Below are 21563 nucleotides of genomic sequence, written 5' to 3' on the forward strand. Positions count from 1 at the left end.
CGGCCGCCCAGATAAGGCGACGCAGGATCATCGATGACGAACAGCCGGCCCACATCCCAGAGCGAATTATCCCAGCTCGACATCCCCTTCATGGGGCGCTGGCATTACTCGCGCGCCGAGATCATCGCCGACGGTATCGTCCACGCCGTGGGCATCGTGCTGGCGATCGCTGCCGGCTCGACGTTGCTGGCACTGGCCGCCTATCGAACCGGCCCCGGCGAATATGTCGCCGCCGCCTTCTATGTGGTCTCGCTGCTCACCGTGCTGTCGGTTTCGCTGGCCTATAATCTGTGGCCGGTATCGTCGCCGGCGAAATGGATATTGCGGCGCTTCGACCATGCGGCGATCTACCTGCTGATCGCTGCGACCTACACGCCGTTCCTTGCCCAGCTCGGCGGCTCGCCGCTGGCTGTTTCGATGATCGTCCTGGTCTGGATCGCCGCGACGGTCGGCATCGCCATCAAGGTCTTTCTCCCCGGCCGTTTCGACCGGCTGGCAATCGTGTTCTATCTCGCCATCGGCTGGAGCGGCATCGTTCTGGTGGAGCCGCTCCTACGGACGCTGCCGGCGACATCGATCGCCCTCATCGTTGCCGGCGGCATCGTCTATTCCTGTGGCGTGATCTTCTTCGCCTGGAAAGGCCTGCGCTTCCACAATGCGCTGTGGCACGGCTTTGTCGTCACCGGCGCCGGCCTGCATCTGGCCGCCATGGTCGACTGCCTGGTCATCAACCGGCTTTGACCTCCGGTCGCGGACAGTGGCAATATTGCCAAGCGCCATTCAATTTCGTCACAATTCCGTTTAGAGTCGCAAACACAATGTGATCGGCGGCGATGGCATCGGAAACGGGGCACGGATGACTTTACTCAGATCCTTCGGCATGGGCAGGCGCTCCGACGTTCTGATCTACGACCCGCACAAATTGTCGAGCCCGCAGGTCTTTCTGCTGACCATGGTGATCTTTCTGTTCATCGTGGCCTTTATCGCCGCCATCCTGACCCGCCAGATCTCGACCGCCTTCGTCACCAATCCCGGCCTCAACGGCCTGATCATCGGCGTGCTGGCGGTCGGCATCCTGCTGGCCTTCGTCCAGGTCGGCCGGTTGTTCCGCGAGGTGCGCTGGGTCAATTCGTTCCGCGCCGGTTCCGAAACCACCGAACCCGTGCTGCTGGCGCCGATGAAGGCGATGATCGGCCGCTCCTCGACGATTGCCTTCTCGACCAGTTCGATGCGCACCATGCTGGATTCGATCGCCACCCGCCTCGACGAAAGCCGCGACACCTCGCGCTACCTTGTCGGGCTGCTGGTGTTCCTCGGCCTGCTCGGCACCTTCTGGGGCCTGCTCAACACGATCGGCTCGATCCGCGAAACCATCGAGTCGCTCGATCCCGGCACCGGCGACGCAGCGGCCGTGCTCGAATCCCTGAAGCAGGGGCTTTCCGCCCCTTTGGCCGGCATGGGCACCGCTTTCTCGTCGTCTCTGTTCGGCCTGTCCGGCTCGCTGGTGCTCGGCTTCCTCGACCTGCAGGCCGGCCGCGCCCAGACGCGCTTCTATACCGAGCTCGAGAACTGGCTGTCCTCGGTCACCGACCTGTCCTCCGACATCGTCGTTGCCGACGCGGCCAAGAGCGAACCCTCCGATGAAATCCGTCTGTTGTCGGAAAAGCTGCGCACCCTGCAGGAGAATGGCGGCGGCGCCAATCCGCGCGTCGCCACCGCCATGGCCAATCTCGCCGACGGCATTTCTGGCCTGGTCAAGAACATGCGCTCGGAACAGCAGATCATGCGCGACTGGGTCGAGGCCCAGTCCGACGAGCAGAAGGCGATGCGCAACACCCTGGAGAAGATCGCCGACGCCTTGAAGAAACCTGGAGTGCATTGACGTGGCGTTGGCACGAGGCCGGCGCTCCGACCGCCGCATCGATTACTGGCCGGGCTTCGTCGATGCGCTGTCGACGCTGCTGTTGGCGATCATGTTCCTGCTCACGGTTTTCGTGCTGGCGCAGTTCCTGCTCGGCCGCGAGATCTCCGGCAAGGACACGGTGCTCAACCGCCTCAACTCCCAGATCAATGAGTTGACCCAGCTCCTGGCGCTGGAGCGCTCGACGACGCAGGACAAGGAGGACACCCTTGCCAATTTGCAGGCCTCGCTGTCTGCATCGGAGGCGGAAAAGAGCCGGCTCGAACAATTGCTGGCGCAAGGCGCTGGCGCCGGCGACGCCGCCAACCAGCGCGCAACGGCACTTTCCGGCGAGCTCGACAGCCAGCGCCAGATCAGTCAACAGGCACTGAGCCAGGTTGAAATCCTCAACCAGCAGATCGCGGCGCTACGCAGGCAAATCGGAGCGCTCGAAGAAGCGCTCAACGTGTCCGAAACGCGCGATCGCGAGTCCAACACCAAGATTGCCGATCTCGGCCGCCGCCTCAACGTCGCGCTGGCGCAACGCGTGCAGGAACTGAACCGCTACCGCTCCGATTTCTTCGGCCGCTTACGTGAAATTCTCGCCGACCGCGAGAACATCCGCATCGTCGGCGACCGCTTCGTCTTCCAGTCGGAAGTGCTTTTCCCGACCGGCTCCGAAGTGATCAACGATGCCGGCAAGGTCGAAATGAAGAAGCTCGCCGATGCCATCATCGAATTGCAGAAGGAGATCCCGCCGGAGATCAACTGGGTGCTGCGCGTCGACGGCCACACCGACAACAAGCCGCTCTCCGGCACCGGCCGCTACCGCGACAATTGGGAATTGTCGACGGCGCGCTCGACATCGGTGGTCAAGTTCCTGATCGAGAACGGCGTGCCGGCCAACCGGCTGGTCGCGGCCGGCTTCGGCGAATTCCAGCCGCTCGACCCCGCCGATACCGAAGAGGCGCGCAACAAGAACCGCCGCATCGAGCTGAAGCTGACCGAGCGGTGATCTGCAAACCTTCGGTTCGTTACATGCACCGGATCGAGCCGGCTCAAGTCGGCGGCATCTAGGGCACTGATGCGGCAGCGGCAAGAGCTGAAGAAATTACCTTTTTTTAATTACACTTTGCCGCCACCGCCTTTTAGCCTTGGTCATGGGCCGAGAACCGCCGGCGGTGGAACCGCTCATCGCGACGCGACGGAACCTGACGGCCCGCGGCCGGAAGGCAGGAAAACCCAACCATCGCCTTCCCCAGTTAAGGAGACGCAACCATGCGCTTCTTCGCTCCCAGGAACCTCAGGACTGCTACGCTCGCCACACTTCTCCTCGCCGTTCCGTTTGCTGGCGCTTACGCCGGCCCGCGTGAGACGGCCTTGATCAATCAGATCCAGAGCGTGGAGACGGGTATCCAGGGCGCCATCCGGGCGAACAAGCTCGAGCCGGGCGAGGCGCGTGACTTGCGCACGCAGGTCGCTCAACTCGATCGGGCCGCCCAGAGGGCCGCGCGCGATGGAACGATGCCGAGCACGCAATATCAGCAGTTGCTGGCGCAGCTCGACGATGTCAGCCAAAAGCTACGCGCTGATACCGGCAGTGCCTTCCTCATCGGTAACGGCGGCGATGGCGGATACTATCCTAACGGCTACGGCCCAAACTATCCAGGCGGCTGAGATCGGCCGCAGCGCCCGGCGCTGTGGCAATTGATTTTGCGTATGATCCTTTTCCAGTTTCGGTTCAGGGATCATGCGCTAGCCCAACGCCAGCGCAATCAGCGCCAGCATTGCCGGCACTGTCTGGATGAACAGGATTTTACGGCCCACCGTCGCCGCGCCGTAGAGACCGGCGACGGCGACGCAGAGCAGGAAGAAGACTTTGAACTGGAAACCGGCTTCGCCGAGGTAAAGCCCCCAGATCAGCCCAGCTGCGAGAAAACCGTTGTAAAGTCCCTGATTGGCCGCAAGCACTTTCGAGGCACTGGCGAATTCCGGCGTCAGCTTGAATACCATGTGGCCGCGCGGCGTGTCCCACAGCACCGTCTCCAGATAGACGATGCAGAGGTGGATCACGGCCACCAGCCCGACCAGCACATTGGCGATCATATCTCGTCTCCCCCATTGCGGTCTGCCGCCGCCGACGACATTGATCACGCACGCCACCGCTTCCGCAAGATGCCTTTCGGCCGTTGCGGCCGGCAGTCGATGCATCGGTCGCAGACGGTTTTCAGGGGTTGCCAACACTTTTCCATTGGTATCTTTTCCCGCCGTCAAATCAGCGGAACCCACCATGTCCTTTCAAAATCTCGACGACCTCGGCCACAAGCTCGAAGCGCTGGAACATGCCCTCGCCATTCTCGGCGCCGACGAGGCGACCCATATGGCGGTCGGCGGCGGCGAGAAGCGCGCAGAGGCAATGTCGGCGCTTGCCGGCATGCACCACGCCCAGGCGACTGCGCCGGAGATTGCCGATTGGATCGCGGCGGCCGAGCAGGAGGCGTTGAACGAAGAGCAGCAGGCCGCGGTCAGGGAGTTCCGCCGGCAATACACCAACCTGACCTGCCTGCCGGTCGAGTTCGTCGAGCGCCAGACGACTGTGCGCATGCGCTCCGAGCAACTCTGGCGCGACCTGCGCGCCAAGAACGACTGGGCCGGCTTCCTGCCGGCGCTCGAAGGCGTCGTGGCGCTGGTGCGCGAGGAGGCGACATTTCGCGCCGAGGTGCTCGGGCTCGAGCCTTATGACGCGCTGATGGAGCAATATGACCCGGGCAATCGCACCGCCGACATCACGCCTTTATTTGCTGAGTTGAAGACTTTCTTGAAAGGCTTCGTACCGGAGGCACTTGCCGTGCAGGAGGAGCGGCTGGCGAAACATCCGCTGAAGCCGCTTTCCGGCAGCTACCCCTTGGACAAGCAGCGCGAGCTCGGCCTCGCCATGATGGCCGCAGTCGGCTTCGACCTCACCCACGGCTCGCTGTCGGTTTCGCACCATCCCTTCTGCGGCGGTGTGCCGAGCGACGTGCGCATAACCACCCGCTACAAGACCTCGGATTTCCTGTCGGCGCTGATGGGCGTGCTGCACGAGACCGGCCATGCGCTGTACGAGCAGAACCTGCCGAAGGCGTGGGCGCACTGGCCACTCGGCAGAGCGCGCGGCATGGCGGTGCATGAAAGCCAGAGCCTGTTCGTCGAAAAGCAGATCGGCCGCAATCCAGAATTCTGGCGCTGGGCACTGCCGGTGGTCGAAAGACACCTTGGTGAGAGCTGGACGATCGACGACATCCTGCCGCATGTGCACCGGGTCGAGCGCGGTCTGATTCGCGTCGATGCCGACGAGGTCACCTACCCGCTGCATGTTCATCCTGCGCTACGAGCTGGAGCAGGAGCTTGTCTCGGGGCGGCTGGAAGCAGCCGACCTGCCCGAGGCCTGGGATGCCAAGATGCGCGATTATCTCGGCCTGTCGACATCAGACAATCCGGCTGATGGTCCGATGCAGGACGTCCACTGGCCGGGTGCCGCCTTCGGCTATTTCCCCTCCTACACGCTGGGCGCCATGATGGCGGCGCAGCAATGGGCGGCGCTGACCAGAGATCATCCTTCAGCCGACGAAGACCTCGCCAAGGGAGATTTCGCCGCGATCAACGACTGGCGCCGCAAAAGGATCTGGTCGCAAGGCTCGCGCTGGTCGACGCCGGAACTGCTCGAACGCGCCACGGGCGAAAAGCTCAATGCCGTGCATTTCACCGATCACCTGAAGAAGCGGTACGGTAACTGAGTCGCTTCGTCTGTTCCTGGTTCTTGCTGCGGTGACTGCAGAAATCCGCGAAACTGGCCTTTACTTTGGAAGGAAAGCCTCTGAAAAAGGAGTTCTTCCAAGTTGGGCGAGCGTAGATGTCTGCCTGTTACAGTTTTCGTAGGATGAAGTCTTTCTGGCCCCGCTTGGTATTTTTCATCTTGTTGATCGGCCTGAGTTCTCCGGCCATGTCCGACGACATGGTTCTCAAGGGCCCCGCGGAAAGCTGGGTAATGCAGGTTGATATTCCGGCTGCCGATCCCACCCGATCGGATCAAATCAAGAATGGTGTTTCATGGCTGCTCTCGGACGACCAGATCAAGCATCGCGCCGGCGGCTATGTCGAGTACTCGCGCACAGTCTATAAAATCGTTGACCGTCCCGGGCTGGATCGGGGCGCGAGTATCGATCTGCAATTCGATCCGTCCCGGCACAAGGTCACGCTCAACCATCTTCACATCATCCGCGACGGCGCCGTTTTGGACCGGCTGGAAGACGTCGAATTCGACATCTTCCGCAGGGAAAGAGATGCCGAGAAAGGCGTCTTCGACGGCTGGCTGACAGCACATGTCAACATCGATGACGTGCGCGCCGGCGACATCGTTGATTACGGATCGACCTATGAGATAACGCCGCTCGTTGGCAAGGATCTCTTCTTCAAGAATTTCTCCACCGAATGGGAAGAGCCGGTAGCGCTTATCCGCACGAGCATCATTTGGCCTTCGGGCCAGCCGCTCGAGACCAAGACAAGGGGGACCCAACTCAAGCCTTCGATCTCGTCGACAGGGCCGGACACGACCTATCTGTGGGAAATTCCAAACCCGAAACCGGTCAATGTCGAGGACAACCTGCCCGTGACATATCCAGGCTGGGGCTCTATCGATGTCGCATCGACCGCGAATTGGCAAAGTGTGGTCGATGCTGTTGCGCCCTATTACAAGCCAGCGACCGTTTTTCCCTCGGCTTTTGCCGCAAAGCTCGACGACATCGCACTGCGGCATCCAGTGCCCGAAGACCGGATGGTCGAGGCAATGCGGTTGGTGCAGGACCAGATCCGCTATGTAAGCCTGTCGATGGGTGCCGGTTCCTACATTCCGCGTGATCCCGCGACCGTCATCCTGAGCGGGTTTGGTGACTGCAAGGACAAGGCACTGCTGCTGGTTTCTTCGCTTGTGCGGCTTGGCATTGCTGCCGAGGTTGCCCTGGCCGATCTCGACGAAGGGCGGGCCCTGGACCAGCATCTGCCGGCGCTTCGCGATTTCGACCATGCCATCGTCAAGGCGAGGATCGGAACAAAGACATATTGGCTGGATGCTACCGACTATCTTCAGGGCGGCAAGGCGCCCAATCTCGCACAGTCGGACTACGGCTTCGCGCTGCCGCTTTCCAGCACCGGCGGATTGGAGAAGATGCCGAGTCCTGTGCTTACCAGCCCATCGATCCAGATCGCCGAGGACTTCGATTTTCCGCGGAAACCGGGCGATCCCCTCGTGCTGACGGTCTTCTCGACATATCAGGACGCCGATGCCGATTGGATGCGCGGCAATTTGGCCAGCCGGTCGCTGAGCGAGGTGTCGGACGCCTACCTGAAATACTACAACAAGCAATATCCGGGCATCCAAACCGTCGCCAAGCCGGAAATCGTGGATCGCCGCGACGACAACATAGTGAGCGTGAAGGAAAGTTATCGCTTGCCGGCAGAGGCGCTGGCGGCCAACGATCTGGCAAAGAATTTCCCGATCCGCGCGGCCGATCTCGGCAACAACTCTCTTCCAACCCCGACAATCGTCGACCGAACCGGGCCAGTCTCCATCGGCCCCCAGTTCTACCGGCGTCACAAGATAACGGTGCGCAACCTCAAGGCGAGGTTTTCCGGCGAGTCGATGAAAAACGTCGTGACGCCCTATCTGTCTCTCAAGGCGTCCTGGTCCAACACGCCCACCGAATTTCAAGTCGAATGGAACTTTCAGAGCCTGGCAACTGAAGTGCCGGCCAAGGCGATTGCCGACTATCTGAAAACCGTCGATGACGTCGCGGACGAAATCCGGTGGCAGTACGATTTTACCTATGAAGAGCCGCCTGCCGATGTGCAGCTCAGCGATCCGGCAAAGGAGCAGCGACAGACCGTCGCCAGCATGCTTTTGTTGTCGTTGCTTGTCGGCGTTCCCCTGTTCATCGCCTATCGACGCGGCAAACGCCGAGCTTTCGGTAGCTGAAGAATCCCAGCGGTCGCTGGGGGACCTACTCGGCCGCGCCCCTGAAGGCATTCGCCCCGGTTTCGAACTGCAGCTTGGCCAGCCGCGCATAGATGCCGCCCTTGGCGACCAGGCTCTGATGCGTGCCTTCCTCGACGATGCGGCCGCCATCCATGACCAGGATGCGATCGGCCTTCAGCACGGTTGCCAGCCGATGGGCGATGACGATCGTGGTACGCCCCTGCATCAGCCGGTCGAGCGCCGTCTGCACCAGCGTCTCGCTTTCGGCATCGAGTGCCGAGGTCGCCTCGTCGAGCAGAAGGATCGGCGCATCGCGCAAAATGGCGCGGGCGATCGCCACGCGCTGGCGCTGGCCGCCCGACAGCGTCACCCCGCGCTCGCCGACCTGGCTGTCATAGCCCTTTTCGAGTTTCAGGATGAACTCGTCGGCAAGCGCGTCTTTCGCCGCCGCCTCGATCTCGGCCTGGCTGGCGCCAGGCCGGCCAAAGCCGATATTGTCGCGCGCGCTTGCGGCAAAGATGGTGACATCCTGCGGCACGATGGCTATGCGCGCGCGGATCGCGGCCGGATCGGCCTCGCGCAGATCGACTCCGTCGATGACGATCCTGCCGGCTTCCGGATCGTAGAAGCGCAGAAGCAGCGAAAACACGGTGCTCTTGCCGGCGCCGGATGGTCCGACGATCGCCACCGTCTCGCCGGGTTTGACCTGAAAGCTGAGGCCATGGACGGCAGCGCGGTCGGGCCGGGCCGGATAGGAGAAGGAGACATCGTCGAAGCTGATCGCGCCTCTCGCCTTTGCCGGCAGCGGCTTCGGATCGGCGGGCGCCTGGATCGCGGGTTTCTCGGCCAGGATCTCGGTCAGCCGTTCGGCAGCGCCTGCTGCCTGGGACAGTTCGCCCCAGACCTCCGACAAGGCGCCGAGCGCGCCAGCAGCGAACACCGAATAGAGCAGGAATTGGCCAAGCGTACCTGGCGACAGCGTGCCGTCGAGCACGTCGCGCGAACCGAACCACAGCACCGCCACCACCGAGGAAAAGATCATGAAGATGGCGAAGAAGGTGAGAAAGGAGCGGGCAAAGATCGAGGCCCGCGCCGCTTCGAACGCTGCTTCCACGGCGGATGAAAAATACCCGGTGACAAGCTTCTCGTTGGTGAAGGCCTGCAGGGTGCGGACCGCGCCGATCTGCTCGCTGGCATAGGCGGTGGCATTGGCCAGAGTATCCTGCGCCAGCCGTGACTTGCGCCGCACCGAGCGGCCGAAGGCGACCAGCGGCAGCACGATTAACGGAATGGCCGCGATGACCAGGCCGGACAGTTTTGGGCTGGTGAAGACCATCATCGCCACGGCGCCAAGGCCGAGGATGACGTTGCGCAAAGCCACCGAGGCGGTAGCACCCACGGCCGATTTGACCTGTGTCGTGTCGGCGGCGAGCCGCGAGACGATCTCGCCCGACTGGGCCGTGTCGAAGAAGGAGGGCGACAGCGTCGTGACGTGGGCAAAGACATCGCGGCGGATATCGGCAACGACGCGCTCGCCCAGCGTGATGACGAAATAGTAGCGGCTGGCAGACGCCGCCGCCAGCACGGCGGCCATCACCACCAGCATGGCGAAATATTCGGCAATGAAGCTGGAATCGGAAGCGGAAAAGCCGTGATCGATCATCCGCCGCACGGCCAGTGGCAGCGCCAGCGTCGTCGCCGCCGCGACGGCCAGCGAGATGATCGCGCCGATGACCATTTTGCGGTAATGGGTGATGTAGGGAAACAGGCGCTGCAGCGGCCTCAGCGAGCGCCTGCGCTCGTCTGCATCGCCGCTGATGTTCGCCATGACCGTGTCCTTTGGCCTTTTGAGGTTTGCGCCATCAATATGCGCTTGCCGCGGCCTTGTGATTCAATTCCGGCTGATGTATAGGCTCGCCGACCGTTTTAGAAGCCGTGGCTCCTCAATAGCTGCGGCTTCGAGTTTTAAAAAGGGGCGCATCGACGCAGGCTTCAGCCCGTCGGCAGCACCCGGCAAGCCAGGAACAGAACCATGAAGACCGACATCCATCCCGACTACCACACCATCAAGGTCGTCATGACCGACGGCACCGAATACATGACCCGTTCGACCTGGGGCAAGGAAGGCGATACGATGAACCTCGATATCGACCCGACGACCCATCCGGCCTGGACCGGCGGCCAGCAGACCCTGCTCGACCGCGGCGGCCGCCTGTCGAAGTTCAAGAAGCGCTTCGAAGGTTTTGGCCTGTAAGGTCGAAGAACGCTCAAGCCGCATTGGCTGCCTGCAGATAAAAAACCCGCCCTTGTGGCGGGTTTTTTATTCAGCGGATCGTCGCGCGAACGAAATCGCCCTTGATGACGATCGAGGGTTTGGCGCCGGCGGTGTTGGGAAGCGAACTGTCGACGAAGGACGCCAATGCTGTCACCGAATAGCTGATCGGAACCTGCTGGCCGAAGGACAGCGTGGCATCCAGCGCCTTGCCGGCAATCGCGATGTTTTCGTCCTGCCGGATGCTGCCATAGAAGAGATTGACCTTCAGCGCCTCGCCCTTGAGATCGATGCTCGAAGCATGCCCGTCGAGTGAAACATCGGCGGCCTTGCCGGCGATGGCGATAGTAGAGAAATTCCCCGCTATGTTGGCTTGCAGCGCCGCTTGGTCGATCGACACGGAACTCTCGGGTTGGATGTTGGCGTTGATCTCGACCACGCAGTCCGAAGGATCCAGCCACGAGGAGGGAGCAACATCGATGCGTAGCGTCGAGGCCACCAGCTTCATGTCGCTGGCGGAACGGCAGTCACTGGCGAACCAACTCGAATACCAGCTCGCAAACCAGCCTTCACGGCGGCCGCTGATCGTCGCGTGGTAGGGTGCCGCGGACGAAGTGGTGAGCTTGACGGAACTGGCTTCGCCGGTGATGACGGCGCTCACCCCGACGAGATCGAGCGTCTTGGAGGCCTCACCGGTCGCCGGCGATGCCAGGGCAACGCCGGCAAAAGGCAGCAAGACGAGAATTGCGGATTTCATCATTGTCTCCGATCATGTTGGGCGGTCGCGACTGGACCGTGGCGTTGTCGAGATGATCTGAAACGTCGATTTCCGCGACCTTGATCGCGATCCGGGACGACCGCGAACGCAATCCGGGTCATTGTCGGCCGCTGCCCGCTTTGGAACCACGCTTGCGATCATGATCTTCATTCCCCTGCCATTCGTCGTTGCCCTGTTGCTGGTCATCCTGCTCGTGCAGATGGTCCGCCGAAACGAGGCCGATCTGCGTGAAAACATCGCCTTCATGCTGCTGATCGCCGCCTATGCCTTGCAGTCGGTGCTGATCGGCATTCGCTGGGGTTATGATGTCAGGGCAATCATGCCGTTCCAGTCGGTCCTGGCGACACTGATCGCACCCCTTGCCTGGATAGCCTTCAGCGGTTTGACAAAGGAACCGTCCGCGCATCGCCTGGCATCACTCTGGCCGCATTTGCTGCCGGCCTGCCTGGTTGTCCTGCTCCTGATCTTCTGGCGCGAGCCGGTCGGGCCGGTGATCATCCTCGTTTTCCTGTCCTATGGCGCCGCCCTTCTTTGGCTAGCGCTGGCCGGTCCGGATGTTCTTGTCGAATCGCGTCTCGACGGCGTCTTGCGGTCCTACCGATCGCTGTTGGTGACGGCGCTGGCGATCCTTGCATCGCCGGTCACCGACATCATCATCAGCTTCGACCTCGAATGGACAGGTGGCACTCATTCCGGCGCGGTGATTGCCGCCGCCAACGTCCTAGCGCTGATGCTGCTCGGCAGCGCGGCCGCTGTTGCCAGCGAAACCGCTGCTTCCGACGAAGAGGAAGAGGATGTGTCGCACGCCCAAACCACGCCACGGGTGACCAGCGAAGATTCCGCGGTCGCGGCGGCGGTCGACGCGCTGATGACATCGAAATATCTCTACAAGGATGTCGATCTCAACCTCGGGCGCATCGCCAGGCGGCTCGGCCTCCCCGCACGGCAAGTGTCATCGGCGGTCAATCGCGTCCACGGATCGAGCGTATCCCAATACGTCAACGGCAGGAGGATCGATGAGGCCCGCCGCTTGCTCGCGGCGACCGACGAACCGATCACCCGCATCATGCTCGACGCCGGTTTCCTCAGCAAATCGAACTTCAACCGTGAGTTCCTGCGCATCACCGGCCTGAGCCCGAAGGCGTGGCGGCGGAAGTATCGGCCGCCGAAGGGCACGATGCTGGCCATCTCCTTGCCAGGCAAGGGAAAATGAATGCGCGCGGCGCCGGTCAAGCGCCGAGCAACTCTCGCAGAGCCATCCGCTTGTAGGCCGCAACCAGCCTGTCACCCTCTTGCCGGTCGACCGAAATCGCAAGCCGCATTGCGGCCTCGCCCATCTGCCAGATGAGAAATGCCGTGGTTTCCAGCGCTTCCGGATCGGCGGACGGCCGCAACCGCTTCAGCACCGTGGTGAGGAATTCGGCGTTGGCCCGGCTGTCGGCAAGCTCAAGCTCGCGCAATGCTTTGTCGGCCTGTGTCCCCGACCAGATGTCGCGCATCACCGGCTCGGCCAGGAATAACCGGTAGTAGATATCCACCAGCTCCGAAAACGCCTGGCGCAAGCCGTCGGCGTCACTGACGTCGGCGAGTGCCGCCGCGATGCAGGCCTGGCTTTCGGCGGTGTAGCGTTCGGCCAGCGCCCAAATGATTGCCCGCTTGTCCGGGAAGAACTGGTAGAGCGAGCCGATCGACACGCCAGCCCTCTCGGCCACCTCGCCCATGCGCATCGCATCGCTGCCTTGCTCGGCGATCAGCGCCGACGCTGCGGCCAGCATGCGCTCGACCCGCTCGCGGCTACGCTGCTGGCTCGGCGTTCGGCGCGGCGATGCGATCTGGCCATCCTGTGAATCCGATACGGCAGAGCCTTCCATCACTGTCTCCAGGCGAACAATCAACAAATTGGCTTGACTCGCAAAATACGAGGGTTTATCACGTTTGGCAAATGTGAGGATTGCTCACATTTGCAAACTGAGGAAAATCGACATGAACCCTACTGTAACGAAACCAACTTTGATCCTCGGCGGCACCGGCAAGACCGGCCGCCGTCTCACCGAGCGGCTGACGGCGCGGGGCCTGCCGGTGCAGATCGGCTCGCGCTCGGGTACGCCGCCCTTCGACTGGGAAAATAGCACGACCTGGGAGCCCGCGCTTGATGGTGTCGGCGCCGTCTACATCAGCTACTATCCTGATCTTGCGGTGCCCGGCGCGGCCGACACCGTCGGCGCCTTCTCTCGTCTTGCCGTGGAGTGTGGTGTGCGCCGGCTGGTGCTGCTGTCGGGGCGCGGCGAAACGGAAGCACAGCGCGCCGAAGAGATGCTCAAAGCTTCAGGCGCCGATTGGACGATCCTGCGCTGCGCCTGGTTTTCCCAGAACTTCAGCGAAGGCTTCCTCGTCGAATCTTTGCAGGAGGGCGAGGTGGCGTTGCCGGTCGGCAGTGTGGGCGAACCATTTGTGGATGCCGACGATATCGCGGAGGCCGCCTTTACCGTACTAACCCGGCAAGGACATGTCGGAGAGCTCTATGAGCTGACCGGGCCGCGGCTGCTGAGCTTTGCCGACGCGGTCGCCGAGATCGGCAGGGCCGCAGGCCGCGACATCCGTTTCAAGCGGGTTTCCCATGCCGAGTTCACCGCCGCCATAGCCGAGCACGAGTTGCCGGCCGAGTTCGCCTGGCTGCTCAACGAGCTGTTCACCGAAGTGCTCGACGGCCGCAACGAAACGCTGACCGACGGCGTCCAGCGCGTGCTCGGCCGCGCCCCAAAAGACTTTTCCACCTACGCAACCGAAACCGCCGCCACGGGCATCTGGAGGAACTGACATGATCATGAAACTGCTTCCCACCCTCACCTTCGTCGCTGCCATTGGCTCAGGCGTTGTCGGCGGCGTTTTCTTCGCCTTCTCCAACTTTATCATGCCGGCGCTCGCCCGCTTGCCTGCCGGAGGCGGCATCGCCGCCATGAATTCGATCAACATCACCGTGATTACGCCGGCATTCATGACCGCGCTATTCGGCACCGGGCTGGTCTGTCTTGTGCTTGCCGCCGGCGCTCTTATCGGCTGGAGCCAGCCGGGCGCGTTCTGGCTTCTCGCCGGCGCCCTGATCTATCTCGTCGGCAACCCGATCGTGACGATGATGTTCAACGTGCCGCTCAACAACGCCCTGGCCGCCGTCGATCCGGCAAGCGCCAACGGCGCCGCGGTATGGGCCACTTATCTCAAGGACTGGGTGATGTGGAACCATGTCCGCACCATCACCGCCATCGTGGCGCTGGGCTGCTTTATCTTCGCGTGGCGGTGAATGCCGGGGCAAGAAGACCCTCAGGCAGGGTCCTTCGACTTATGACCCTTGCGATCGGCATGGCCGAGATCGCGATCCGGATCGATGACGTCGCGAACCAGTTGCTTGAGCTTTGCGGCGTCGGGAAAACCGCCGTCACGTTTGCGGTCCCAGACCAGCGTGTCATTGCAGGAAATGGTGAAGATGCCGCCGGTACCGGGCACCAGCGTCACTTCGCCGAGATCGGTGCCGAAAGTGGACAGCAGCTCCTGCGCCATCCAGCCGGCCCTGAGCAGCCACAGGCACTGCGTGCAATAGGTGATGCGGACTGTAGGCAGCGCGTGTTGGGTCATGCCGCGCTGAGCTTCGCCAAGGTCTCCTCGTCGACCTCGAAATTGGCGTAGACGCTCTGCACGTCGTCGTCATCTTCAAGCGTCGCGACCAGCTTCATCAGCGATTGTGCCCGCTCCTCGTCAACCGCGATATTGGTCTGCGGCTTCCAGATCGGCTTCACCGATTCAGCCTCGCCGAGCGCGCCTTCCAGCGCCTTCGACACCTCGCCGAGATTCTCGAAGGCGCAGTAGATCGTGTGGCCTTCCTCGTCCGACTGGACGTCGTCGGCGCCGGCCTCGATCGCCGCGTCCATCACCTTTTCGGCGCTGCCGGCCGATGCCGGATAGTAGATCTCACCGACGCGGTCCCACATGAACGACACCGAGCCGGTCTCGCCCATCGCCCCGCCGGCCTTGGTGAAGGCAGCGCGCACATTCGACGCCGAGCGGTTGCGGTTATCGGTCAGCGCCTCGACGATCAGCGCGACGCCGCCCGGCCCATAACCCTCGTAGCGCACGGCCTCGTAGGTCTCGGCATCGCCCATCGACGCCTTGTTGATGGCGCGCTGGATGTTGTCCTTCGGCATCGACACCGCCTTGGCGTTCTGCACCGCAAGGCGCAGGCGAGGGTTCATCGATGGATCGGGCGTGCCGCTCTTGGCGGCGACGGTGATTTCGCGCGCCAGCTTGGAAAACATTTTCGATCGCACCGCATCCTGACGGCCCTTGCGGTGCATGATGTTCTTGAACTGTGAATGGCCAGCCATGGCACCCCTGTCGTCTTCTCGGCTAGAGCATCCGCGGCCTGGTGAACCACCCGGCGCCTTGCAAAGTGCTCGAATTCAAAATCTCAGAACGTCCTGCTGCGTCCGGACGGACGTACGGCGCTCTATGTCGGAATGGCCGGCTTATAGATAAATCGGCTCAATTCGTCCAGCCGCGCCGTGGCAGACGACACGCAAGGGCTTGAGACCCGAAAAGGCAGGCTTCGGCGGCCGTTCACCCCTCCAGATCGGACTTCAGCCGGTCGAGAATGCTGATCGCGTGCGTGGCATATTGGCTGATCCAGCGGTCGTGGATGTGCTTGATCGGCAGCGCGTTGAGATGGTTCCAACGCTCGCGGCCCTCGCGCCGCGCCACGACCATGTCGGCCTCCTCCAGCACTTTCAGATGCAGCATGATCGTGCAGCGGTCCATGTCGGGGAAGGCATCGCACAACATGCCGGTGGTCTGCGGCGCATCCTTCAGCCGGTCCAGCAACTCACGCCGGCGCGGATGCGCCAGCGCCTTGAAAACATTGTCGTCCCGCGAATGGCTTGACATGTTATGTTTCTATAACATATCGTTGAGCCATTCAAGGAAGGAGCTGTGGATATGTCTCTTGGATTCAGGGTTTCGGGCCGCATCGGCAAACCTGTCGCCGAAGTCTTCGACGCGGTCATCAATCCGAAGAAGCTTAGCGGCTATTTCACTACGATCGGCGGCGCCAGCGCGCCGCTGGTGGCTGGTGCCGGTGTTGTCTGGTGGGGCAACGTCCCCGTCGAGGTCGACGAAGTGATCAAGGACAGCCGCATCGTGCTGCACTGGGACGCCTCCGATGCCGACGGCAAGCCAGCCTACAAGACCCGCATCGAGATGAATTTCGAACCGCTCGATGATGGCGGCACCTTTGTCACCATCGCCGAGACCGGCTGGCGCGAGGACGCGGTCGGCCTGAAGAAGTCCTATCTCAATTGCGAGGGCTGGTCGCAGATGCTGGCCTGCATGAAGGCCTATGTCGAATACGGCATCAATCTGCGCGACGGCTATTACCGCAGCGAGATGAAGGGCGAGCCGGCCAACGAGAACAACATCTGAAAAACCACCAAGATGACGGAGGCCTGCGATGAAGCAAGTGACGCCATTTCTGATGTTCGAGGGCAAGGCCGAAGAGGCAATGACCTTCTATTGCGAGACGATCCCCGACAGCAGCGTCCTTGACGTCACACGTTACGGCTCCGGCGAAGACGGCCCGGAAGGGACGGTCAAGCTGGCGCGCGTGTCCATAAGCGGTCTAGAAGTGATGGTCTACAACAGCCCCGTGCACCATGCCTTCACATTCACGCCGTCGGTCTCGCTGTATGTGGATTGCTCCACGGAGGCAGAGCTGAACGGCATTGTCGAGGCCCTGGCCAAGGACGGCAAATTTCTGATGCCGCTGGACAATTATGGTTTCAGCCGCCGGTTTGCATGGCTCAACGACAGGTTCGGAGTCTCCTGGCAAATCAATTTGGCATAGCGGGTTCTGGACCGAACCGGCCAATCGAACCTGAACACGGGAATGGAGCCAGCAAATGACCGCGAAGATCAGCGGCGGCATCAACATCGCCATGAAAGTGCCGCCACATCAATACCAGGCAACGATCGCCTTCTATCGCGACGTCATCGGCCTGAAGCCATTCACGGCCAAGGCGCCCGCTATCGGCTTTGAACTCGGTCCCAATCGCCTGTGGATCGACGAGGCGCCGATGCTTAGTCAGGCCGAGGTCTGGCTGGAACTGTTCACCGATGATTTTCCAGGCGCGGCGGACCATCTCGCCAAGGCCGGCGTCGTGCGCTGCGACGCCATCGAGGCACTGGGTGAAGGCTTTCGCGGCGGCTGGATCACCAACCCGGCCAACATCATTCACCTCGTGCGCGAACCCGATGCTTGGTGAACCGGGGCGGCGCCGTGGAAAGGAGGACGCTATGGAAATCCGTGAAACACCGACCGCCGAAGCCGGCATGCTGATAAGGCGGCCGGTCGCCGACGTGTTCGAAGCTATCGTTGATCCGGCGATCACGACAAAATTCTGGTTCACCCACGGCAGCGACAGGCTGGACAGCGGCAAGGAAATCCATTGGGAATGGCGCATGTATGGCGCCTCGACGACGGTAACGGTCAGCGAGATCGTGCCGAACGAGAAGATCGTCATGCAATGGAGCGATCCACCGACCACGGTGGTGTGGACTTTTACCGAGATGCCCGGCGGCACGACCTTTGTCGAGGTCCGCAATTTTGGCTTTGCCGGTAGCGGCGACGAGCAGATCAAGCAGGCGATCGACTCGACGGGCGGCTTTGCGCTGGTGCTCGCCGGCGCCAAGGCGTGGCTCGAGCAAGGCTTGACGCTTGGCCTGACCGGCGACCGCCATCCGAAGGGTTTGCCGGCGCAGTAAGGTCTTCGGGTGCCAAAAGCCATTCCGCAGCGATCCCTCCGTCCCGCCAACCTCTCAAAGGTTCTGCATGGCCGCGACGATCGAGACCGAGCCCTAGTTCTCTGCGCTGCCGGTTCGCTCCGCTGGACTCAGTGCCCGCCGCCCTTGGCCTTCTTCCGCCGTCGCGCCAGCATGTTGAGTCCTTCGACCAGTGCCGAAAAGCCCATGGCGGCGTAGATATAGCCTTTCGGCACGTGGTAACCCATGCCGTCGGCGATCAGCGTCATGCCGATCATCAGCAGGAACCCTAGCGCCAGCATGACGATGCTGGGGTTCCTGGCGATGAAATCGGCCAGCGGCCCGGCCGCCAGCATCATCACGCTCACCGCCACGATCACCGCGATGTACATGATCGCGATTTCGTCGGTCATGCCGACGGCGGTGATGATCGAGTCGATCGAGAAGACGAGGTCGAGCAGCAATATCTGGAAAATGGCGCCGGCCAGCGACAGCTGCAGTGTTTCGCCCATCATCGTGTCCTGGTGATCATCGAGATCGACCGTGTGGTGGATCTCCTTGGTCGCCTTCCAGACGAGGAACAGGCCGCCGGCAATCAGGATCAGGTCGCGCCATGAAAAGCCGTGGCCGAAGGCGGTGAATATCGGCATCGTCAACTGGACGATGATCGAGATGGTGGCCAGCAGGATCAGCCGCATCACCAGCGCGGCGGAGATGCCGAGCCGCCGGGCGCGGGCTCGCTGCGCTACCGGCAATTTGTTGGTCAAAATCGAGATGAAGATCAGATTGTCGATGCCGAGCACGACCTCCAGCACGATCAGCGTCAGCAGCGCGACCCATGCCGTCGGGTCGGAGACAAAGGCGAAATGCGGCGCCAGGAATTCGACTAGCTGCATGGAGGTCGTCCCCTCTACGATCTAGAGCAGTTTCGCCGGCAATTGGGTATTGCAAGCGTCCATATCAATGTCACGACCAGAAGGATGGAGCCGTTTCCTCCAGCCGCGGGCCGCGGCGAAACGGCGCGATCCGTTCAGTCAGGCCGCTACGGTCGGAAATGTCGACGCCGACGCCGCACAATGTCGCCGGTCCGGTCGACGCCTCGAAACGGCCTTTCGGCACCTTGGACAAAAACCGGTTGAGCGGCTCCTCCTTGTCCATGCCGAGCGAGGAATCGTAATCGCCGCACATGCCGGCATCGGAAATATAACCGGTGCCGCCATTGAGGATCTGGTGATCGCCGGTCGGCTGATGCGTGTGGGTGCCGACAACAAGGCTGGCACGGCCGTCGACGAAATGGGCGAAGCACATTTTTTCCGAGGTCGCCTCGGCATGGAAATCGATGACGGTCGCATCGGCCTGCTCGCCAAGCGGACAAGCGGCAAGTTCGCGCTCGCCGGCCTGGAATGGATCGTCGAGCTCGGGATGCATGAACACCCGGCCCATGATGTTGGCGACCAGCACGCGCGCGCCGTTCCTGGCGATGTAGACGCCCGAGCCGCGCCCCGGCGTGCCTTTCGGGAAATTGGACGGACGCAGGAAGCGTTCCTCGCGCGGCGCGAAAATCAGCGCATCGCGTTGGTCCCAGACATGGTTGCCGGTGGTGACGACATCGGCGCCGGCCGAGATCGTCTCGCGAAAAATCTCCTCGGTGATGCCGAAGCCGCCGGCGGCGTTCTCGCCATTGACGATGACGAAGTCGAGTTTGAAATCCGAGATCAGGCCGGGCAGTTGTTCCCACACCGCCGTACGTCCTGTCTTGCCGACCATGTCGCCGAGGAAGAGAAGTCTCATATAAGCGTGATCCCGAACCGAAGGTCAGCGAAGCAAAAAGCTGCATGACTTTCGAAAAAGACCATGCGTCCAGGAACTTATCTACAATTTCGGCGCGAACAGGCGCAACCCGCTCTCGGTGAGTATTTCCGGAATGATCACGTCATGCGGCTCGTCCGGCACCTGGGCCACCTCCTGGCAGTCGAAGGCAATGCCGATCAGCCGCAGCTGCTGCCCCTTGTCGGCCAGCCGCGCGATCGCCCGATCGTAATAGCCGGCGCCGTAACCGATGCGGTGGCCGCGCGCATCGAAGGCGGCAAGCGGCACCAGCATCACCTGCGGATCGAGTACCTCGGCTTCCTCATGCGGCCCGACGGTGCCGAAGCCCATGTCGATCATTGGCGCGCCGCGCACCAGTTCGCGAAAAACGATGGTCGTCTTGTCGAGAATGGCCGGCAGGCAGAGCCTCGCGCCCTTCTCGCGCAAGGCAAACATCAGCGGCCGGACGTCGACTTCCGAGCGCATCGGCCAGAAGCCTGAGACGATCTGGCCCGGCTCGACGGTGATCTGGTCGCGCGCCGTCTCGGCCATTTCGAGTGCTGCCTCCACACGCCAGAACGGATCGAGCGCATCGCGGCGCCCGAGGGCTTGGTTGCGAAGATTTTTTTTCAGGTCTTTTGAGGAGGTCATGGAGCCAGGATAGAAAAAGTCGGATCTGGACGGGGTTTTGGGAGCGACGTTTCCTACCGCATGGCCCACTGAAATGTGAGTGACGATCCACACAACCGGTGGAGAGAGCGATCCCGGGAACCTACAAAGTAGGTGGGCGCCGTATGAGAAAACCCACGGGTCTTCCCAGGGACAGCTCCCTAGGGATCATTAAGGCCCCGGGGAAATGTTCTCCTGCCGGGAAGCGCAGACCGTCCCCGCCAATATAGGCAGACGACAGGCCAAGCGCCAGAGAGACGACATGCTTCGAGTCTTAAATCGACGCAAAATCCCTCAACGAGGTCAGCGGCGGCAAGATCCCCGCTTCGCCAGCAGCGCCTTGCACAGCGAAGGCCGCGTCCTTAGGGTCGCGCGATGAACCCGGGAGCAAAAATGCGTTTCGAAGGCACGGCAGCCTATGTTGCCGACAAGGATCTGATGGTGGCGGTCAACGCGGCGATCGCGCTGGAGCGGCCGTTGCTGGTCAAGGGCGAGCCCGGCACCGGCAAGACCGAACTTGCCCGCCAGGTGGCGGCGGCGCTCGACCTGGACCTGATCGAATGGCACGTCAAATCGACGACGAGAGCCCAGCAGGGCCTTTATGAATATGATGCCGTCTCGCGGCTGCGCGACAGCCAGCTCGGCGACGAGCGCTTCAACGACATCCGCAATTACATCAAGCGCGGCAAATTATGGGACGCCTTTGCGGCCGGCAAGAAAATCGTGCTTCTGATCGACGAGATCGACAAGGCCGATATCGAGTTCCCCAACGATCTGTTGCAGGAATTGGATAGGATGGAGTTCTTCGTCTACGAGACCGGCGAGACCATCCGCGCCACCGTCCGGCCGATCGTCATCATCACCTCCAACAACGAGAAGGAATTGCCGGACGCCTTCCTGCGCCGCTGCTTCTTCCACTACATCCGCTTTCCCGATGTCGAGACGCTGCACAAAATTGTCGACGTGCACTATCCCGGCATCAAGCGGAACCTCGTGCGAGCAGCACTGACCCAGTTCTACGAGATCCGCGACGTGCCGGGCCTGAAGAAGAAGCCGTCGACCTCCGAGGCACTCGACTGGATCCGCCTGCTGGTCGCCGACGACATCGCGCCGGAGGACCTGCGCGCCGACCCGAAGAATGCGCTGCCGAAACTGCATGGCGCGTTGCTGAAGAACGAACAGGACGTGCATCTGTTCGAGCGCCTGGCCTTCATGGCGAGACGGCAGGGGTGAAGGGCCGGTCAGTCGGAAGCCGACGAAAGCCCCCGGACAGCGCTTTCCCGTCGCTGGACCGTTGCCCTTGCCCAGGCACAGAGGCCAGCTT

Annotated in this window: 24 protein-coding genes, 1 other RNA gene and 1 pseudogene; 15 read left to right on the top strand and 11 right to left on the bottom strand. The window is 62.0% G+C overall.

Translation table 11 applies throughout. From position 1 onward, the window contains the following. The first annotated feature begins 33 nt into the window (after window positions 1–33). From trhA to NKI01_RS03225, 4 genes are all read left to right on the top strand, one after another. On the top strand, window positions 34–741 hold the full coding sequence (gene trhA / locus NKI01_RS03210) for a PAQR family membrane homeostasis protein TrhA (protein WP_023719627.1): 708 nt from the start codon (window positions 34–36) through the stop codon (window positions 739–741). A gap of 115 nt (window positions 742–856) precedes the next feature. Then, window positions 857–1882 carry a MotA/TolQ/ExbB proton channel family protein gene (locus tag NKI01_RS03215; protein WP_352849185.1) on the top strand — a complete coding sequence of 342 codons (1026 nt, stop codon included), beginning with the start codon at window positions 857–859 and terminating at the stop codon, window positions 1880–1882. A 1-nt stretch (window position 1883) separates the two neighbouring features. Beyond that, on the top strand, window positions 1884–2915 hold the full coding sequence (locus NKI01_RS03220; RefSeq protein WP_352480924.1) for a peptidoglycan -binding protein: 1032 nt from the start codon (window positions 1884–1886) through the stop codon (window positions 2913–2915). Window positions 2916–3178: 263 nt separating this feature from the next. Next, the gene (locus NKI01_RS03225) at window positions 3179–3577 is read left to right on the top strand and encodes a hypothetical protein (protein WP_352937340.1); all 399 of its coding nucleotides are present in this window, start codon (window positions 3179–3181) and stop codon (window positions 3575–3577) included. A 78-nt stretch (window positions 3578–3655) separates the two neighbouring features. Here the strand turns inward: NKI01_RS03225 and NKI01_RS03230 are convergent, their stop codons facing one another. Beyond that, complete coding sequence (locus NKI01_RS03230) at window positions 3656–4006, bottom strand: DUF1304 domain-containing protein (RefSeq protein ID WP_352480926.1); 351 nt, start codon at window positions 4004–4006, stop codon at window positions 3656–3658. A 184-nt stretch (window positions 4007–4190) separates the two neighbouring features. On the opposite strand from NKI01_RS03230, the pseudogene NKI01_RS03235 reads away from it, so the two are divergent. Then, window positions 4191–5676: pseudogene (locus NKI01_RS03235) on the top strand (carboxypeptidase M32). Window positions 5677–5882: 206 nt separating this feature from the next. Then, a complete protein-coding gene (locus NKI01_RS03240; protein ID WP_352494150.1) occupies window positions 5883–7910 on the top strand; it encodes a DUF3857 domain-containing protein in 2028 nt (675 codons plus the stop codon). A 25-nt stretch (window positions 7911–7935) separates the two neighbouring features. Here NKI01_RS03240 and NKI01_RS03245 read toward each other — a convergent pair whose 3' ends face one another. Next, window positions 7936–9738: an ABC transporter transmembrane domain-containing protein gene (locus tag NKI01_RS03245; protein WP_352480929.1), complete on the bottom strand. Its 1803-nt coding sequence runs from the start codon at window positions 9736–9738 to the stop codon at window positions 7936–7938. Window positions 9739–9942: 204 nt separating this feature from the next. On the opposite strand from NKI01_RS03245, the gene rpmE reads away from it, so the two are divergent. Beyond that, the gene (rpmE, locus tag NKI01_RS03250; protein ID WP_006327661.1) at window positions 9943–10164 is read left to right on the top strand and encodes a 50S ribosomal protein L31; all 222 of its coding nucleotides are present in this window, start codon (window positions 9943–9945) and stop codon (window positions 10162–10164) included. Window positions 10165–10234: 70 nt separating this feature from the next. Here rpmE and NKI01_RS03255 read toward each other — a convergent pair whose 3' ends face one another. Beyond that, window positions 10235–10939, bottom strand: coding sequence for a hypothetical protein (locus tag NKI01_RS03255; RefSeq protein WP_352961841.1), 705 nt, complete (start codon window positions 10937–10939; stop codon window positions 10235–10237). Between the two features lie 160 nt (window positions 10940–11099). On the opposite strand from NKI01_RS03255, the gene NKI01_RS03260 reads away from it, so the two are divergent. Beyond that, window positions 11100–12173: a helix-turn-helix domain-containing protein gene (locus NKI01_RS03260; RefSeq protein ID WP_352961844.1), complete on the top strand. Its 1074-nt coding sequence runs from the start codon at window positions 11100–11102 to the stop codon at window positions 12171–12173. 16 nt (window positions 12174–12189) lie between these two features. Here NKI01_RS03260 and NKI01_RS03265 read toward each other — a convergent pair whose 3' ends face one another. Continuing rightward, on the bottom strand, window positions 12190–12831 hold the full coding sequence (locus NKI01_RS03265; protein ID WP_352480932.1) for a TetR/AcrR family transcriptional regulator: 642 nt from the start codon (window positions 12829–12831) through the stop codon (window positions 12190–12192). Window positions 12832–12943: 112 nt separating this feature from the next. Here NKI01_RS03265 and NKI01_RS03270 point away from each other — a divergent pair, with 112 nt between their 5' ends. Next, entirely contained in the window at window positions 12944–13777 is an 834-nt protein-coding gene (locus tag NKI01_RS03270; RefSeq protein WP_352961847.1) for a Rossmann-fold NAD(P)-binding domain-containing protein, read from the top strand. Window position 13778: 1 nt separating this feature from the next. After that, entirely contained in the window at window positions 13779–14258 is a 480-nt protein-coding gene (locus NKI01_RS03275; protein ID WP_352480934.1) for an anthrone oxygenase family protein, read from the top strand. Between the two features lie 20 nt (window positions 14259–14278). On the opposite strand, the gene NKI01_RS03280 is transcribed toward NKI01_RS03275, so the two are convergent. The 3 genes from NKI01_RS03280 to NKI01_RS03290 form a co-directional block, all read right to left on the bottom strand. After that, complete coding sequence (locus NKI01_RS03280) at window positions 14279–14590, bottom strand: Rdx family protein (RefSeq protein ID WP_023719638.1); 312 nt, start codon at window positions 14588–14590, stop codon at window positions 14279–14281. Beyond that, complete coding sequence (locus NKI01_RS03285) at window positions 14587–15336, bottom strand: YebC/PmpR family DNA-binding transcriptional regulator (RefSeq protein WP_023678028.1); 750 nt, start codon at window positions 15334–15336, stop codon at window positions 14587–14589. The genes NKI01_RS03280 and NKI01_RS03285 overlap by 4 nt, the downstream gene beginning before the upstream one ends. Before the next feature lie 232 nt (window positions 15337–15568). Further along, window positions 15569–15892 (bottom strand): ArsR/SmtB family transcription factor, encoded by a 324-nt coding sequence (locus tag NKI01_RS03290; protein ID WP_023719639.1) that lies wholly within the window; start codon window positions 15890–15892, stop codon window positions 15569–15571. Window positions 15893–15943: 51 nt separating this feature from the next. Between NKI01_RS03290 and NKI01_RS03295 the strand changes: the two genes are divergently transcribed. Genes NKI01_RS03295 through NKI01_RS03310 form a run of 4 tightly spaced genes read left to right on the top strand, consistent with a single transcriptional unit; the run spans window position 15944 to window position 17764 of the window. Next, a complete protein-coding gene (locus NKI01_RS03295) occupies window positions 15944–16426 on the top strand; it encodes an SRPBCC domain-containing protein (RefSeq protein ID WP_352961850.1) in 483 nt (160 codons plus the stop codon). 28 nt (window positions 16427–16454) lie between these two features. Further along, entirely contained in the window at window positions 16455–16847 is a 393-nt protein-coding gene (locus NKI01_RS03300; RefSeq protein ID WP_352640129.1) for a VOC family protein, read from the top strand. Window positions 16848–16902: 55 nt separating this feature from the next. Further along, a complete protein-coding gene (locus tag NKI01_RS03305; protein ID WP_352640128.1) occupies window positions 16903–17265 on the top strand; it encodes a hypothetical protein in 363 nt (120 codons plus the stop codon). Between the two features lie 31 nt (window positions 17266–17296). Continuing rightward, complete coding sequence (locus NKI01_RS03310) at window positions 17297–17764, top strand: SRPBCC family protein (protein ID WP_352845228.1); 468 nt, start codon at window positions 17297–17299, stop codon at window positions 17762–17764. Between the two features lie 128 nt (window positions 17765–17892). Here NKI01_RS03310 and NKI01_RS03315 read toward each other — a convergent pair whose 3' ends face one another. The 4 genes from NKI01_RS03315 to ssrS form a co-directional block, all read right to left on the bottom strand. Next, entirely contained in the window at window positions 17893–18657 is a 765-nt protein-coding gene (locus tag NKI01_RS03315) for a TerC family protein (RefSeq protein ID WP_352494148.1), read from the bottom strand. Between the two features lie 70 nt (window positions 18658–18727). Continuing rightward, complete coding sequence (locus NKI01_RS03320; protein WP_352787920.1) at window positions 18728–19552, bottom strand: TIGR00282 family metallophosphoesterase; 825 nt, start codon at window positions 19550–19552, stop codon at window positions 18728–18730. Between the two features lie 81 nt (window positions 19553–19633). Further along, entirely contained in the window at window positions 19634–20221 is a 588-nt protein-coding gene (locus tag NKI01_RS03325; protein WP_352787922.1) for a 5-formyltetrahydrofolate cyclo-ligase, read from the bottom strand. An 80-nt stretch (window positions 20222–20301) separates the two neighbouring features. After that, a non-coding RNA gene (gene ssrS, locus NKI01_RS03330) (6S RNA) lies at window positions 20302–20456 on the bottom strand. 176 nt (window positions 20457–20632) lie between these two features. Between ssrS and NKI01_RS03335 the strand changes: the two genes are divergently transcribed. Further along, complete coding sequence (locus NKI01_RS03335) at window positions 20633–21472, top strand: AAA family ATPase (RefSeq protein WP_352961854.1); 840 nt, start codon at window positions 20633–20635, stop codon at window positions 21470–21472. Window positions 21473–21563 lie beyond the last annotated feature (91 nt).

Source organism: Mesorhizobium sp. M0815, assembly GCF_040319995.1.
Taxonomy (GTDB): Bacteria; Pseudomonadota; Alphaproteobacteria; order Rhizobiales; family Rhizobiaceae; genus Mesorhizobium.